The 14,234-nt window shown below is 68.1% G+C and carries 10 protein-coding genes; 7 read left to right on the forward strand and 3 right to left on the reverse strand.

What is annotated here, in order from left to right; genetic code table 11:
* Window positions 1-54 precede the first annotated feature (54 nt).
* Window positions 55-1,212: a phosphoserine transaminase gene (locus tag U1703_RS07140; protein ID WP_332785126.1), complete on the reverse strand. Its 1,158-nt coding sequence runs from the start codon at window positions 1,210-1,212 to the stop codon at window positions 55-57.
* A 305-nt stretch (window positions 1,213-1,517) separates the two neighbouring features.
* Here U1703_RS07140 and U1703_RS07145 point away from each other — a divergent pair, with 305 nt between their 5' ends.
* The 5 genes from U1703_RS07145 to U1703_RS07165 all read left to right on the forward strand — a co-directional run bounded on the left by U1703_RS07145 (window position 1,518) and on the right by U1703_RS07165 (window position 5,734).
* Window positions 1,518-2,024 (forward strand): DUF2975 domain-containing protein, encoded by a 507-nt coding sequence (locus U1703_RS07145; protein WP_332785127.1) that lies wholly within the window; start codon window positions 1,518-1,520, stop codon window positions 2,022-2,024.
* On the forward strand, window positions 2,024-2,245 hold the full coding sequence (locus U1703_RS07150) for a helix-turn-helix domain-containing protein (RefSeq protein WP_332785128.1): 222 nt from the start codon (window positions 2,024-2,026) through the stop codon (window positions 2,243-2,245). The genes U1703_RS07145 and U1703_RS07150 overlap by 1 nt, the downstream gene beginning before the upstream one ends.
* 42 nt (window positions 2,246-2,287) lie before the next feature.
* On the forward strand, window positions 2,288-2,959 hold the full coding sequence (locus U1703_RS07155) for an extensin-like domain-containing protein (RefSeq protein WP_332785129.1): 672 nt from the start codon (window positions 2,288-2,290) through the stop codon (window positions 2,957-2,959).
* A gap of 33 nt (window positions 2,960-2,992) precedes the next feature.
* Entirely contained in the window at window positions 2,993-3,880 is an 888-nt protein-coding gene (locus U1703_RS07160) for an LOG family protein (RefSeq protein ID WP_332785130.1), read from the forward strand.
* Between the two features lie 114 nt (window positions 3,881-3,994).
* Entirely contained in the window at window positions 3,995-5,734 is a 1,740-nt protein-coding gene (locus tag U1703_RS07165) for a chloride channel protein (protein ID WP_332785131.1), read from the forward strand.
* 306 nt (window positions 5,735-6,040) lie between these two features.
* Here U1703_RS07165 and typA read toward each other — a convergent pair whose 3' ends face one another.
* Together typA and U1703_RS07175 are read right to left on the reverse strand one after the other, a co-directional pair.
* Complete coding sequence (gene typA / locus U1703_RS07170; protein ID WP_320453294.1) at window positions 6,041-7,882, reverse strand: translational GTPase TypA; 1,842 nt, start codon at window positions 7,880-7,882, stop codon at window positions 6,041-6,043.
* A gap of 258 nt (window positions 7,883-8,140) precedes the next feature.
* Window positions 8,141-11,119: a M16 family metallopeptidase gene (locus U1703_RS07175; protein ID WP_332785132.1), complete on the reverse strand. Its 2,979-nt coding sequence runs from the start codon at window positions 11,117-11,119 to the stop codon at window positions 8,141-8,143.
* A gap of 197 nt (window positions 11,120-11,316) precedes the next feature.
* Here U1703_RS07175 and U1703_RS07180 point away from each other — a divergent pair, with 197 nt between their 5' ends.
* Window positions 11,317-12,078 (forward strand): aspartyl/asparaginyl beta-hydroxylase domain-containing protein, encoded by a 762-nt coding sequence (locus U1703_RS07180; RefSeq protein ID WP_332785133.1) that lies wholly within the window; start codon window positions 11,317-11,319, stop codon window positions 12,076-12,078.
* Between the two features lie 85 nt (window positions 12,079-12,163).
* Window positions 12,164-13,960, forward strand: coding sequence for a methyl-accepting chemotaxis protein (locus U1703_RS07185; RefSeq protein ID WP_332785134.1), 1,797 nt, complete (start codon window positions 12,164-12,166; stop codon window positions 13,958-13,960).
* Window positions 13,961-14,234 lie beyond the last annotated feature (274 nt).

Here is a 14,234-nt window from a genome sequence, read left to right on the forward strand (position 1 = left end):
GGTTATGGAATGGGGAAAGGTCCCCGGCACGGGCGGCCGGGGCAAGAATCAGGATCAGGCCGCCTTGGCGGTGGCGTAGGCCCAGTCGAGCCAGGGGCCGAGCGCCTCGATATCGGCGGTCTCGACCGTGGCGCCGCACCAGATGCGCAGGCCGGCGGGCGCGTCGCGGTAACCCGCCACGTCATAGGCCGCACCTTCGGCTTCGAGCAGCGAGGCCATCTTCTTGATCAGCGCCTCGTCCGCGCCCTCGACCGTCAGGCAGACGCTGGTCGTCGAGCGCATCGCCGGATCGGCGGCGAGATGACCAAGCCAGTCGCGCTCTTCCACAATCTTGTTGAGCGCCGCCGCATTGGCATCCGACCGCGCCAACAGCGCATCCGCACCACCCAGCGACTTGCCCCATTCCAGCGCGAAGATCGCGTCTTCGACGGCGAGCATCGAGGGGGTGTTGATCGTTTCGCCCTTGAACACGCCCTCGGCCAGCTTGCCCTTCGACACCAGGCGGAAGACCTTGGGCAGCGGCCAGGCGGGGGTGTAGCTTTCGAGGCGCTCGACCGCGCGCGGGCCGAGGATCAGGACGCCGTGCGCACCCTCGCCGCCCAGCACCTTCTGCCAAGAGAAGGTCGCGACGTCGATCTTGTCCCAGGGCAGGTCATAGGCGAACACCGCGCTGGTCGCGTCGGCGAAGGACAGGCCCTCGCGGTCGTCGGCAATCCAGTCGCCGTTCGGGACGCGCACGCCAGAGGTGGTGCCGTTCCAGGTGAAGAGAACGTCGTTCGACCAGTCGACGGCGTTCAGGTCCGCGATCTGGCCGTAATCCGCACGCAGCACGGTGGGTTCCAGCTTCAGCTGCTTGACCGCATCCGTCACCCAGCCCTCGCCGAAGCTTTCCCAGGCGAGCGTGGTGACGGGGAGGGAGCCCAGCATGGTCCACATCGCCATTTCGAACGCGCCGGTGTCGGAGCCGGGGACGATGCCGATGCGGTGGGTGTCGGGGAGCTTCAGCAGCTCGCGCATCAGGTCAATGCAATATTGCAGCCGCTGCTTGCCCAGCTTCGAGCGATGCGAACGGCCGAGGCTGTCCGTCGCGAGCTTGGCCGCATCCCAACCGGGAGGCTTGGCGCAGGGGCCGCTGGAAAAATAGGGGCGCGCCGGTTTGGTGGCGGGCTTCGCGGGCGCAAGAGTGGCGTCGGCGGCATTCAATTCAGTCATTTAAGACTCTCCTCACAGAGAGCACGCGCGGCGTTGGGACCGCGTGGCCCGTCGACGGCCCTAGCGATGTCGAACGAAGATGACAACCACAATCGCGACGGCGCAATTTTGCATACGCCACCTGGCTTGCGGCGGCGGTTTCGCAACGTCCGGCCCCTCTGCGCTGCGGCGCCCATAGCCGCGCTTTCCGCCCCGGATGATGGCTCAAACCACTCCACATATCGTTTTTCAATAATTCTATTGCGCGATATTCAATATGGATTTATCGAATACCAATATTCACAAGGGACGGAGGACAGACGGCCATGACACGTTTCGCCAGTCACATCAGCACACTGCTTTATGCGGTCTTGCTCGCCCTTCTCGCGTTCGTCACGGCGGTCCTTCTGGCGGCAGTAGGCACGCTGATCGTCGATGCGATCTCGCCGGGGGCGCTGGGGGCGGTGCATGTCAACGCACAGGCGCTGGACGTGAAGACGCCGGGCGTGGTCGCCGCGGCGCTGGCGGTCATGCTGATGGTTCTAAGCCTCGCCTGGTCCGCGCTACTTCCGCTGATCCAGATGTTGCGCAGCACGGCGGCGGGCGAGCCCTTCACCCCCGCCAACGTCAAGCGGCTGAACTGGATCGCGGGCACCATCGCGGTCGCCTATCTGCTGCAATTCGCCCTGCCCCCGATCCTGCCCTTCGACTCGCAGGACATGATCAAGCCGATGGGCGTGGACGGTGTGTTCGCGATCCTGCTGACGCTGGTGCTGGCGCAAATCTTCCGCGAGGGCGTGCGCCTGCGCGAGGATGCGGAGGGCACAATCTGATGGCGATCCGCATCAATCTCGACCGGCTGCTGCTCGACCGGCGAATGTCGCTGACCGAGCTGGCCGAGCGGGTCGACCTGACGCTCGCCAACCTGTCAATTCTGAAGACCGGCAAGGCCCGCGCGATCCGCTTCACCACGCTGGACGCCATCTGCACCGCGCTGGCGTGCCAGCCGGGCGACATATTGGAACATGTCGCAGACACGCCTCCGCACGCCTGATCGGGGCTGGCCAAATTGTCGACACCATGGCCAAGGGGGCGCATGACACGCGCCCCCTTTTTCGTCCTCTTTCCCATTCTGGGCGCGGTCCTCCTTTCCGCCTGCGGGCGCGCCGACCGTCCCGAACGCCCGGTGCAGCAGGCCGCGCGCGCCGAACCGTATCGCCCGCCGATCCGCGAAACCGCGCAGTGCGAGGCCGATCTGCGGCGCGAGGGCGTGGACTATCGCCGCCTGCCCGACAAGGAACTGGGCCCCGGCTGCGGCCTATACGGCGCGGTGCAGCTGACCGATATCGGCGTGCCCGTCACCGGCGTCACCGCGATGCGATGCGGCAATGCCCGGGCTTTTGCCGGTTGGGTGCGCAACGCCGTGGCGCCCGCCGCGTGGCAGATCCTCGGCTCGCCGCTGGCCAGGGTCGAGGGCATGGGCACCTATGCCTGCCGCAACATCGTCGGCAGCAAGCGGATCGGCGACCGGCGGTCGGGCCATGCGCTGGCCAATGCGGTCGATGTGGGCGGCTTCGTCCTGAAGGACGGGCGGCGGATCACCCTGCTGAACGACTGGTACTCGACCGATCCGCAGGTCCGGCAGTTCTGGACGACCATCCGCGCCTCGGCCTGTCGCCGGTTCGGCACGGTTTTAAGCCCCGATTACAACGCCGCGCACCGCAACCACCTGCATCTGGAGGATGATGCCGCGCATTTTTGCCGGTAGCGCGAGCGGCACCGATCCCCTACATCATCCGAAATGACCGATAAGACCCAAGTACCGAACCGCGTCTTCCCCAATGCCAGCCAGGACGCCGAGAGCGCCAAGACGATCGTCTCGACGCCGCAGACCGAAAGCCCCGCCTATACGCTGGCCTTTCAGGACATGGACTTCCTGCTGCGCGAAGACCTTCGCCCCGTCCGTTTCCAGCTGGAACTGCTGAAGGCGCAGCTACTGCTCGAAGAGGCCAAGATCGCCTCGACCTTCGTCTTCTATGGCTCGGCGCGTATTCCGGAGCCCGCCAAGGCCGAGGCGCTGCTGGCGCTGGCGCATGACGACAAGTCGCGCAAGATCGCCGAGAACCTGGTCGCCAAGAGCAAATATTACGACATCGCGCGCGAGCTGGCCCAGATCACCAGCCGCCTGCCCCGCGACGATCGCGGCATGCGGCAATTCGTGGTGTGCTCGGGCGGCGGCCCCTCGATCATGGAGGCCGCCAATCGCGGCGCGCATGACGTCGGCGCCGAGTCGGTGGGGCTGAACATCGTCCTGCCGCACGAACAGGCGCCGAACCCCTATGTCACGCCCTCGCTGAGCCTCCAGTTCCACTATTTCGCGCTGCGCAAGATGCACTTCCTGCTTCACGCACGCGCGCTGGCGGCGTTTCCAGGCGGCTTCGGCACGTTCGACGAGCTGTTCGAGCTGCTGACCCTGATCCAGACCGGCAAGATCCAGCCCATCCCCGTGCTGCTCTTCGGCCGCGCCTTCTGGGAACGCGTCGTCAATTTCGAGGCACTGGTCGAGGAAGGCGTGGTGTCCGAGCGTGATCTCGGCATCTTCACCTATGTCGAAACCGCCGAGGAAGCCTGGGACGTGGTGCGCAACTTCTACGAAGAGCGTGCCCGCAAGGAAGCCGAACAGGGCTGATCCCGTCCCGACACTGTGATCTGCAACGCCCGTCTTCGCGAGAAGGCGGGCGTTGTCGTTTCGGGGTGCCACACCACTGGCCGCACGCGCCGAATCCCGACATAGCCGCTCACCATGTCCATCGTCCGACTCGCCCCGTCCTGGGTGCGGCGCAAGGTTCGCGCCAGCGAAGCCAGTCTTGTCCTGCTGGCCATCGCCATCGGTGCGGGGGCCGGACTGCTCAGCGTCCTGCAAGGCGCGGTCGCCCGCACGCTGCAGCATTGGCTGTTCGCGCTGGAACTGGACCAGCGGTTGAGCGCGACCGCCGCCGTCGCGCCGATCTCGCTGCTTGCCCTGCCCTTCGGCGGATTGGTGCTGGCCCTGTTCTCCAAGGCCACCCGCGCGCGGCAACGGCGGCTGGTCGACGCGGTCGAGGCCAATGCGCTGCATGGCGGCCGCCTGTCCTGGTCCGACAGCCTGGTGATTTCGGGGCAGACGATCATCTCCAACGGCTTCGGCGCGTCGGTCGGGCTGGAGGCCGCCTATGCTCAGCTCGGCGCGGGGCTTGCATCGATCGCGGGGGGCTGGCTTCGGTTGCGGCGCGGCGACCTGCGCGTGCTGGTGGGGGCGGGCACCGGGGCGGCGATCGCCGGTGCGTTCGGGGCGCCGCTGGCAGGTGCCTTCTACGCCTTCGAGATCGTGATCGGCGCCTATACGCCCGCCGCCATCGCACCCGTCGCGGCGGCGGCGCTGACCGGGGTACTGGTTGCGCAGATGCTGGGCGCGCAGCCCTATATCGTCAACGCGGTCGCGGGCGAGCCGGTGCTGAGCCACCATTATCTGATCTATGCCGGACTCGGCGCGATCGCGGCGGTGCTGGGCATCGTCCTGATGCGCGCGGTCGCAGAGATGGAGGCGCTGACCCGTCGCCTGCCGGTGCAGGCGTCGTGGCGACCGATGCTGGGCGGCGTCCTGCTGATCCCGCTCGCACTGCTGACGCCGCAGGTGCTGTCGGCGGGGCACGGCGCGTTGCACCTCGACCTGGAATATGGCCTGCCGCTCAGCTTCCTGGCGGCGATCTTCATCATGAAGAGCGCGGCGTCGGTGGTGTCGCTGGGCTTCGGTTTTCGCGGCGGGCTGTTCTTTGCCTCGCTGTTTCTCGGCAGCCTGTTGGGGCACATCTATGCCGACGTCATCGCCTGGGGCGCGGGGTCGGCGATCATCGATCCGCAAAATGCCGCGCTGGTCGGCATGGCCGCCTTTGCCGTGGCGATCGTCGGCGGGCCGATGACGATGGCGATGCTGGTGCTGGAGGCGACTCACGACTTCTCGCTGGCGGGCGCGGCGATCGCCGCCTCGCTGGTCACCACGACGATCGTGCGCGAGACGTTCGGCTATTCCTTCTCGACCTGGCGGCTTCACCTGCGTGGCGAAACGATCAAGAGCGCGCGCGATGTCGGCTGGATGCGCACGCTGACCGCAGGGCGCATGATGCGCCGGGTCGAGCGCGCCACCCCCGCCGCGCTGACCATCGCCGAGTTCCGCCGCGCCTTTCCGCTCGGCTCGACCAGCCGGGTCGTGCTGGTCGACGATCAGGGGCGTTATGCCGGGATCGCACAGACCGCGCGCGCCTATGCCGACGGCCTCGACCCAGCGGCGGCGATCGATACGCTGGCCATCCACCGCGAGCACACGCTGCTGCCCGATGCCGATATCAAGGCGGTGATGGGCGCGCTGGATGCCGCGAATGCCGACGAGCTGGCGGTGATCGGCCCCGATCATGCGGTGCTGGGGCTGTTGTCAGAACCCTATGTCCGGCGGCGCTATGCCGAGGAGCTGGACAAGGCGCAGCGGGAGCTGTTCGGGGAGCATTGAGGGGCTTGCCCAGCTTGACGATCAAGCACCCGGCATCCTCTCAGGGGCGGGGATCGTTACCCAAATCCGCCTCCCCTCTCCCGTGGATAGGGGAGAACGGTAGCGGAGCTTGCCAGCCCCGCCAGCTCGGGTTTGATCCACCTGGCCTGGACTATTGCCCTGCCACCCCGGCAGAGGCCGGAGTGGTGCTTCGGTCTGGCTGGATCGAACCCAAGCTCGGCTTGGGTGAGGGGCAAGGGAGGGAAGCGGACCGCCGAAGCCCCCAAAGGAAAGGGGCCGGACGTTTCCGCCCGGCCCCTTTCCTGTTTACGCCGCCTTCGAGCGAGCTGCGCGCTTGCGCTCGTTCGGGTCCAAGTAGCGCTTGCGCAGACGGATCGACTTCGGGGTCACTTCGACCATTTCGTCGTCGTCGATATACGCGATCGCCTGTTCCAGCGTCATCTTCTTCGGCGGGGTCAGGCGGATGGCGTCATCCTTGCCGCCCGACGCACGGAAGTTGGTCAGCTGCTTCGCCTTCATCGGGTTGACCTCGAGGTCATCCGTCTTGGCGTTCTCGCCGATGATCATGCCCTCGTAGAGCGCCTCGCCGTGGCCGACGAACAGGATGCCGCGCTCTTCGAGCGGACCCAGCGCATAGCCCTGCGCTTCGCCGGCGCCGTTCGAGATCAGAACGCCGTTCTTGCGGCCCTCGATCTTGCCCTTGTGGGGGCCGTACTTCTCGAACAGGCGGTTCATGATGCCGGTGCCGCGCGTGTCCGACAGGAACTCGCCGTGGTAACCGATCATGCCGCGCGAAGGTGCGGAGAAGGTGATGCGGGTCTTGCCGCCGCCCGAGGGACGCATGTCGGTCATCTCGGCCTTGCGCAGGTTCATCTTCTCGACGACCGTGCCCGAATATTCCTCGTCCACGTCGATGATGACGGTTTCGTACGGCTCAGTCTTCTTGCCGTCCTCGTCCTCGCCGAACAGCACGCGCGGGCGGCTGATGCCCAGCTCGAAGCCTTCGCGGCGCATCGTCTCGATCAGCACGCCCAGCTGGAGTTCGCCGCGACCGGCGACCTCGAAGCTGTCGCGATCATCGCTCTCGGTGACCTTCACCGCGACGTTCGATTCCGCTTCGCGCATCAGGCGGTCGCGGATCATGCGGCTGGTGACCTTCGAACCCTCACGGCCCGCCATCGGCGAATCGTTGACGGCGAAGCGCATCGACAGCGTGGGGGGATCGATCGGCTGCGCGTGCAGCGGCTCGGTCACGCTGGTGTCGGCGATGGTGTTCGCCACGGTGGCGACGGCGAGGCCCGCCAGCGAGATGATGTCGCCCGCCTTGGCTTCGTCGACCGGCACGCGGTCCAGACCACGGAAGGACATGATCTTCGACGCGCGGCCCGTCTCGACGATGTTGCCGTCGTTGTCGAGCGCGTGGATCGCCTGGTTCAGCTTGACCGTGCCCGAGTTGACGCGGCCGGTCAGGATGCGACCCAGGAAGTTGTCGCGGTCGAGCAGCGTCACCAGGAAGGTGAAGGGCACGTCCTCGACTTCCACCTTCGGCGCGGGCACGTGGCGGACGATGGTCTCGAACATCGGGATCAGCGTGCCTTCGCGCGCGTCCATGTCGGTCGAGGCATAGCCGTTGCGGCCCGAGGCGTAGAGGACCGGGAAGTCCAGCTGCTCGTCATTCGCATCGAGCGAGACGAACAGGTCGAACACTTCGTCCAGCACTTCCTGGATACGCGCATCGGCGCGGTCGACCTTGTTGACGACGACGATCGGCTTCAGGCCGAGCGCCAGCGCCTTGCCCGTCACGAACTTCGTCTGCGGCATCGCGCCTTCCGACGAATCGACCAGCAGGACGACGCCGTCGACCATCGACAGGATGCGCTCGACTTCGCCACCGAAGTCGGCGTGGCCGGGGGTGTCGACGATGTTGATGCGGATCGACTCGTCGGTGCCCGGGGGAGTCCAGTCGACCGAGGTCGGCTTGGCGAGAATGGTGATCCCGCGCTCCTTTTCCAGGTCGTTGGAATCCATCGCGCGCTCTTCGACGCGCTGGTTGTCGCGGAAGGTGCCCGACTGGCGGAACAGCTGATCAACCAGGGTCGTTTTGCCATGGTCGACGTGCGCGATGATCGCCACGTTGCGGAGGCTCATGCAAATTTCTCTTGTTCGGAGGGTATGTCGCCGCGCGCCATAGCCGAAAGCTGCGCAAAGCGAAAGGGCAGCGCGGATATTGCGCCGCACAAAGGTCGTCGGCGGTTGAAACGTGCGGGGAAACGACTGGTTCCTCCCCGGCACGGGGAGGTGGCAGGCCGCAGGCCTGACGGAGGGGGACTTGCCAAAGGACGCCCTTCGCGGCGCGCCCCCTCCACCATGCTGCGCATGGTCCCCCTCCCCTTGCAGGGGAGGAATTTACTTGGCGCGCGGCACGACCTTCAGCGTCCAGTCGGTATCCGGCCGCAGATATTTCGCCGCGACCGCCTGAAGGTCGGCCGGGCCGATCGAGACGAAGTCCTTGGCCAGCCGCCGCGTCGCCTCGATCCGCTGGGGATCATAGGCCGCGCCGCCCAGTCGCTGCATCCAGAACATGTTGCCCGACGCCATGCGCGCCAGCCGCTGCGCCATCGGCCGCTTGATCCGTTGCAGCTCGTCGGCGTCGATCGGCTTGGAGGCCAGGTCGGCGGCGATCGAGCGGGCGGTCGCCAGGAAGAAGTCGACCTTGTCGGGCGCGACCATGCCGATCGCGATCATCCGGCCGCCACCGGGCAGGCCGATCGGCCACTGGCTGGCGACCTGCGGGCTGTAGCTGGCCCCCGCCTGCGAGCGCAGCCGGTCGAACAGCCGGTCGGCAAAGACCTGCGCCAGCACGTCCAGCCGGTTGCGAACCTGGTCGCCCGCCGATCCGCCGCCGGTCGGCCAGGCGATGACCGCCGCCGCTTGGTCGGCCGGACCGGTATGGGTGCGAACGACAGGCGTATCGACATGCGCGGGGAAACGGATCGGCGGCACGGGGCCGACGACCGGCGGCCGCGCCGGGATCGCGCCCAGGCTTTCCGCCACCGCCTTGATCGCGTCATCGGCCTTCACGTCGCCGAACACCGACACCTCGATCGGGCCCGAAGCAAGGAGCGGTGCCCAGAGCGCCTTGAACGATTCCGGCGTGGTCGCCATCACCGCCTCGCGCGGGGGCGTGCCCCAGCGCGGGTCACCGCCACGCAGCAGCCGTTCCAGATCATGGCCCAGCACGCCGTCGGGCGAGGAATCGAACCCGTCATACCCCGCCAGCATCGCGGCCTTGGCCCGGTTGACCGGTGCCGCGTCCCAGCGCGGTGCGATCAGCTTGGCCGCGATCAGTTTCAGGTTGTCGGCATAGTCGCCGGGCGAGGATAGCGCGTTGAAGGCGAAGGCATCGTCGTCGATGTCGAAGTCCATGCCCATGGTCCGCCCGGCGGTCAGCCGGTCGAGATCGCCCTGGTCGAACTTGCCGATGCCACCCGCGACCAGCGCGAGATCGGCGGCCCAGGCCGGGCTTTCGCGGGTCGCGGGCAACGCGTCATAGCCCCGCCCGAACCGGACGCGGATATAGACGCGCCCCGTCTCGCCGTCATTGGCGAGCAGGAGCAGGCGAACGCCATTGGCGAAGGTCACCTTCTCCAGCCCCAGCTCGTCGACCTTTTCGCGGGACACGACCGTGCCGGGCTTCCCCAGTTTCGGCAGCTGCGCGAAGGTGATGGCACCCTGGCGGCGACGACTTTCGGCCAGTGGGCGGACATCGGCCTTCAGCGCGGCGGTCAGTTTGGCGACCGCATCCGGCTGGGCGGTGCGGGTGTTGACCAGCGCGCGGGTCGCGGTGCCCTGGAAGATCTTGCGGGTCGAGGCCAGCACCGTGGCGGGCGTGAACATCTTCTTGTCGATCGCCTGGCGCAGGATCCGATAGCTCGTCTCGGGCGCGGTCACGGTCTCGCGGATGTCGAGCGCACCGACCATGTCGTCGGCCTGTTTCGACCCCGCCTCGACCCGTGCGGTCTCGACCTGATTGCGCAGGATCGCGTCGTAATCGGCAAGTTCGCGGTCGATCTCGCCTTGCGTCGGCGGGGTCGCCATCGCGTCGGCGATGACCGCACGCACGTCCTTGAGCGCGGCTTCCCAATTGTCGCCGAGCGGCACGACATTGACGGTCGTCAGATTGGCCGAGCGGGACACGTCGTCCAGCGCGACGCTGGCCTGGAGGAAGCTGCCCCCGGCGCGCGCGCGGTTCTCCAGGCGGCGGCTGATCAGGCGGGCGGCGACCATGTCGACCATCCGCTTCTGGTTGAAGATCGCGGTATCGTCCTGATACTGCCAGGGGCGCAGCACCGCCATGGCGACGACCGGCGGCATCGACGGCTCGACCAGCGCGCCCGCGACCGGCGCATCGGCCTTGGGCTTGCCGAAATCGGGGTCGGCCGGATTCGCGCCGACGCCCTGCCAGCCGCCGAAATTCTTGGTGACGAGCTTGGCCAGCAACAGCGGGTCCATGTCACCCGAGATGATGACGACCGCGCGTTCGGGGCGATACCAGCGGTCGTGGAAGGCGCGCACCGTCTCGGGCGTCGCGGCCTCCAGCGTGGCGAGCTGGCCGATCGGCGACCGCTCGGCCAGCGGCTGTCCGGCGAACAGCGTTTGGCGCAGCTTGTCGGCATAGCGCACCTGCGGCCCCGGCTGCTCGCGCCGCTCGGCCAGCACGACCGGGCGCTCGGCGTTCAGCGACTGGGCGGTCAGCGACGGCGCGGCCATCATGCCGCTCAGGATTTTCAGGCTTTCGTCCAGCCCCGCCTCGGTCGCGCCGGGCAGGTCGAGCTGATAGACGGTCTGGGTCGGCGTGGTCGACGCATTGGAGTCCGAGCCGAAGGTCGCGCCCAGCCGCTGCCAGATACGCTTGGCCTCGCCATCGGGGACGTGCTGCGATCCGCGGAAGGACAGATGCTCGATCAGATGGGCAAAACCGCGCTCGGACGCCTGTTCGTTCAGCGACCCCGCATCGATCCGCACCCGCACCGCTACCTGCCCCGGCGGCACGCCGTTGCGGCGGACCGCGAAGCGCAAGCCGTTGGCCAGCCGCCCGAACTTCCACATCTTGTCCTGCGGCAGGTCCGAGCCCTTGTAGAGCCAGGCGGACTGGTCGACGCCCGGAATCGGGGGCAGCGGGGCGAGCGGGTCGGTGGCCGCGGGCGCCACGCTGGCGGGCACGGGCATGCCTTGTGGCACCGCGCGGTCGGTCGCGGGAGCAGGATTGGGCTGGGGGGTCGGGGCCGGTTGCGGAACGGGCGCCGACTGGCCGATGACAGGAAGCGCCAGTCCGAGAAGGACCGGCAGGGCAAGACAGCGCAATGCGCGGGACGGAAACGCCATGGCCCCCTCTTACCCTGCCGGACAGCGGATCGCCAGCCGCCCCTAAATCGCCCCAAAGCGCCGCGATTGGGCCGCACCGACGTCGGCTACGCCATCATTTCGACCCACTGCCCCTTTAGTCCCATTCGGACCGAACACGCGTCACAAGGGCCACCGATGCCCGGGCACGGAGCCGGGCCGGGGACATACGGAACGTGATGACCAAGTCGATGAACGCACGCGCCCAGCGTCACGAGCCGGGCACATTATGGCACAATTCGGGCGAACCGGATCGCTGCCCCGCCCCGCCGGTTCCCGCTCCTCTGACGGCCGTTCGCGCTGCCGGGCCCGTCACCCAGCCGCCCGGCGCGACGCTTCCCCCGCCCCCGATGCGGCTGCGCGATCATGTCGGCCGCCTGTTCGACGGGATGATCGCGGCATCCTCTCTGTCCTCGAACGAGCCGGTGCTCGACGTGCGCGACTTTGCCTGGACCGCGACGCTGCGCCGCGACTGGCGTGCGATCCGGGACGAGGCGCTGGCCCGGACCGACGAGGACGGCCCGCTGCCCACCGCCTGCGGCACCATCGCCCTGTGGCGCGACGGGCGAGCGGTCGGCGATGACTGCCCGCGCACGCTGGCGGCGCTTGCCGCGATACCCGGCCTGCACGACGCCGCCTTTGCGCGGCTCTCGCCGGGCGCGCATGTCCTGTCGCGTCACGGCACGACGAAGGCGCTCGTCACCTGTCATCTGGGGCTGGTCGTGCCGCGCGACGGCGGCGCCCGGATGCGGGTGCGCGACCGGATCGTCCGCTGGGCCGAGGGTGAGACGTTGGTCTTCGACGACACCTATAGCCATGAGGCGTGGAACGACGCCCAGGCAGCGCGAGTCATCCTGCACCTGCGGTTCGCCCGACCGTTGCGCCAGCCCGGTCGCATGATCGCCGACACCATCCTCCGTCTACTCGCCACGCGCGGCTGATCGCTCCCCTTTTTTAACCTCTTGCTAACCGTTGGCGAATGACAAGCCGGATCACGATCCGCCCTGTCTATGTCACGGAATTGTCATGCTTTTGAAGAGTGTCACGGCCCGTCTCATCGCCCCCGTGCTGGTGTCGATGCTGTTGCTGGCCAGCCTGTCGGCCGTCACCCTCCAAATCGGCGCGCGCGTCGCCAACGCCAATGACGATGCCGCACGGGCCGAGGCGGTGATGCTGCGCCTGGCCGAGCTGCGGTCACTCAGCCGGTCGCTCCAGCGCGATGCGCTCAACCTGGTCATCGAAAGCGATCCCGCCGAACGCCAGGTCATCCAGCGCAAGTTCGACACCCGCCTGGACAAGTTCGGCGACCAACTGGCCACGCTGCGCGGCGACGCGGCGCGGTTCGCGATCACGCCCGCCTATTTCACGTCGCAGGCGCGGGTCCGCCGCGAACTCGCCCAGGTCGGCCGTTTCGCGGATGGCGGCGACCGGGGCACGGGCCTTTCCCATTTCCGCCAACAGGTGCGCCCGGCCGAGCGCCTCGCGTCCAAGATCGCCGACACCAGGATCGATTCGCTGGGCGACGAGGTCGAGGCGCTGCACGCCCGCGCCGACGCCGTCGCCGAACAGGGGCGCTGGATCCTGATCGGCGCGACCGTGCTGCTCGCCGTCGCCGGGCTGGCGACCGGCCTTTATATGGCGCTGCATACCGTCGTCCGGCCGCTGCACGACCTGCGCCAGGCGATGGCGGGGCTGGCGCAGGGCCATACCGATCGCGCCATTCCCCATGCCGGGCGGCCGGACGAAGTGGGCGAGATGGCGCGGTCGATGGCGGCCTTTCGCGATCAACTCGTCCGCGCCGAAGCGGACAAGGCGGACCAGACGAACCTGATCGTCGCCAGTGTCGGCCAGGGCCTGTCGGCGCTCGCGCGCGGCGACCTGACCGCGCGGATCGATGCCGATCTGGACGAGCCCTTCGCCCGGCTGAAAAGCGATTTCAACGCCGCGATGGGCGCGCTTCACGACACCATGACCAGCGTCGTCGCGGCGACCGGCGGCGTGCAGGCGGGCGCGATGGATATCCGCCAGGCCTCCGACGACCTGTCGCAGCGGACCGAGCAGCAGGCCGCCAGCCTGGAGGAAACCGCCGCCGCGATGAGCGAGATCACCGCCACCGTGCGGATGGCCGCATCCTGCGCAACCGAGGCGGCCCGCGCGCTCGACCAGACCTGCGCCGATGCGCGCGACGGTGGCGCGGTGGTCGTCCGCGCCCGCACCGCGATGGGCGACATCCAGAGCGCATCGTCCGAGATCGAGGCAATCATCGGGGTGATCGACGGCATCGCCTTCCAGACCAATCTGCTCGCGCTCAACGCCGGGGTCGAGGCGGCCCGCGCGGGCGAGGCCGGGCGCGGCTTCGCCGTCGTCGCCTCCGAGGTGCGTGCGCTGGCGCAGCGCTCGGCCGATGCCGCGCGCGACGTGAAGCAGCGCGTGCTCGCCAGCGCCGACGGGGTTCAGGCCGGCGTCGCGCTGGTCGGCGAAACCGGTGCGGCACTGGAGCGGATCAATGACGGCATGGGCAGGCTGGGCACGCTGATGACCGGTATCGCCGATGACGCGAATCGCCAGGCCAAGGGGCTGGGCGAGGTGAATACCAGCCTGACCCAGATGGACGCGGTGACGCAGCAGAACGCCGCGATGGTCGAACAGGCGACCGCCGCCGCCCGCAGCCTGGCCGACGAGGCCGAGCAGCTGTCGCGGGCGGTAGGCCGCTTCGTGCTCGACCAGCGACCCGTGCCGCGGCGCGCGGTTGAATCGGCACGCGCGCAGGTCGTCCCGCTGCCCGTCCGCCGCGCGGCGAACGAGGATTGGTCTTCGTTTTAAGCGGGATCGAGGTTTATCCACGCCATTCCTCCCCTTGCAGGGGAGGTGGCAAGGCCGAAGGCCTGACGGAGGGGTGTTCCCGGTCGAGAGGTCCCATGAACGCACCACCGGTGACACCCCTCCACCATGCTTCGCATGGTCCCCCTCCCCTTGCAGGGGAACTGTTTACACGGGCCGCATTTTGGATTCTTGTTTGTCCCCGAGAGTTGAGACGGGGAGGATGGGATGCGTTGTCCAGCGTGCGAGGGTACGGATCTGATCAAGCGGGGCCGGA

Origin of the sequence: Sphingomonas flavida (genome assembly GCF_036663655.1) — a bacterium.
In the GTDB taxonomy this organism is placed as follows: Bacteria; Pseudomonadota; Alphaproteobacteria; order Sphingomonadales; family Sphingomonadaceae; genus Sphingomonas.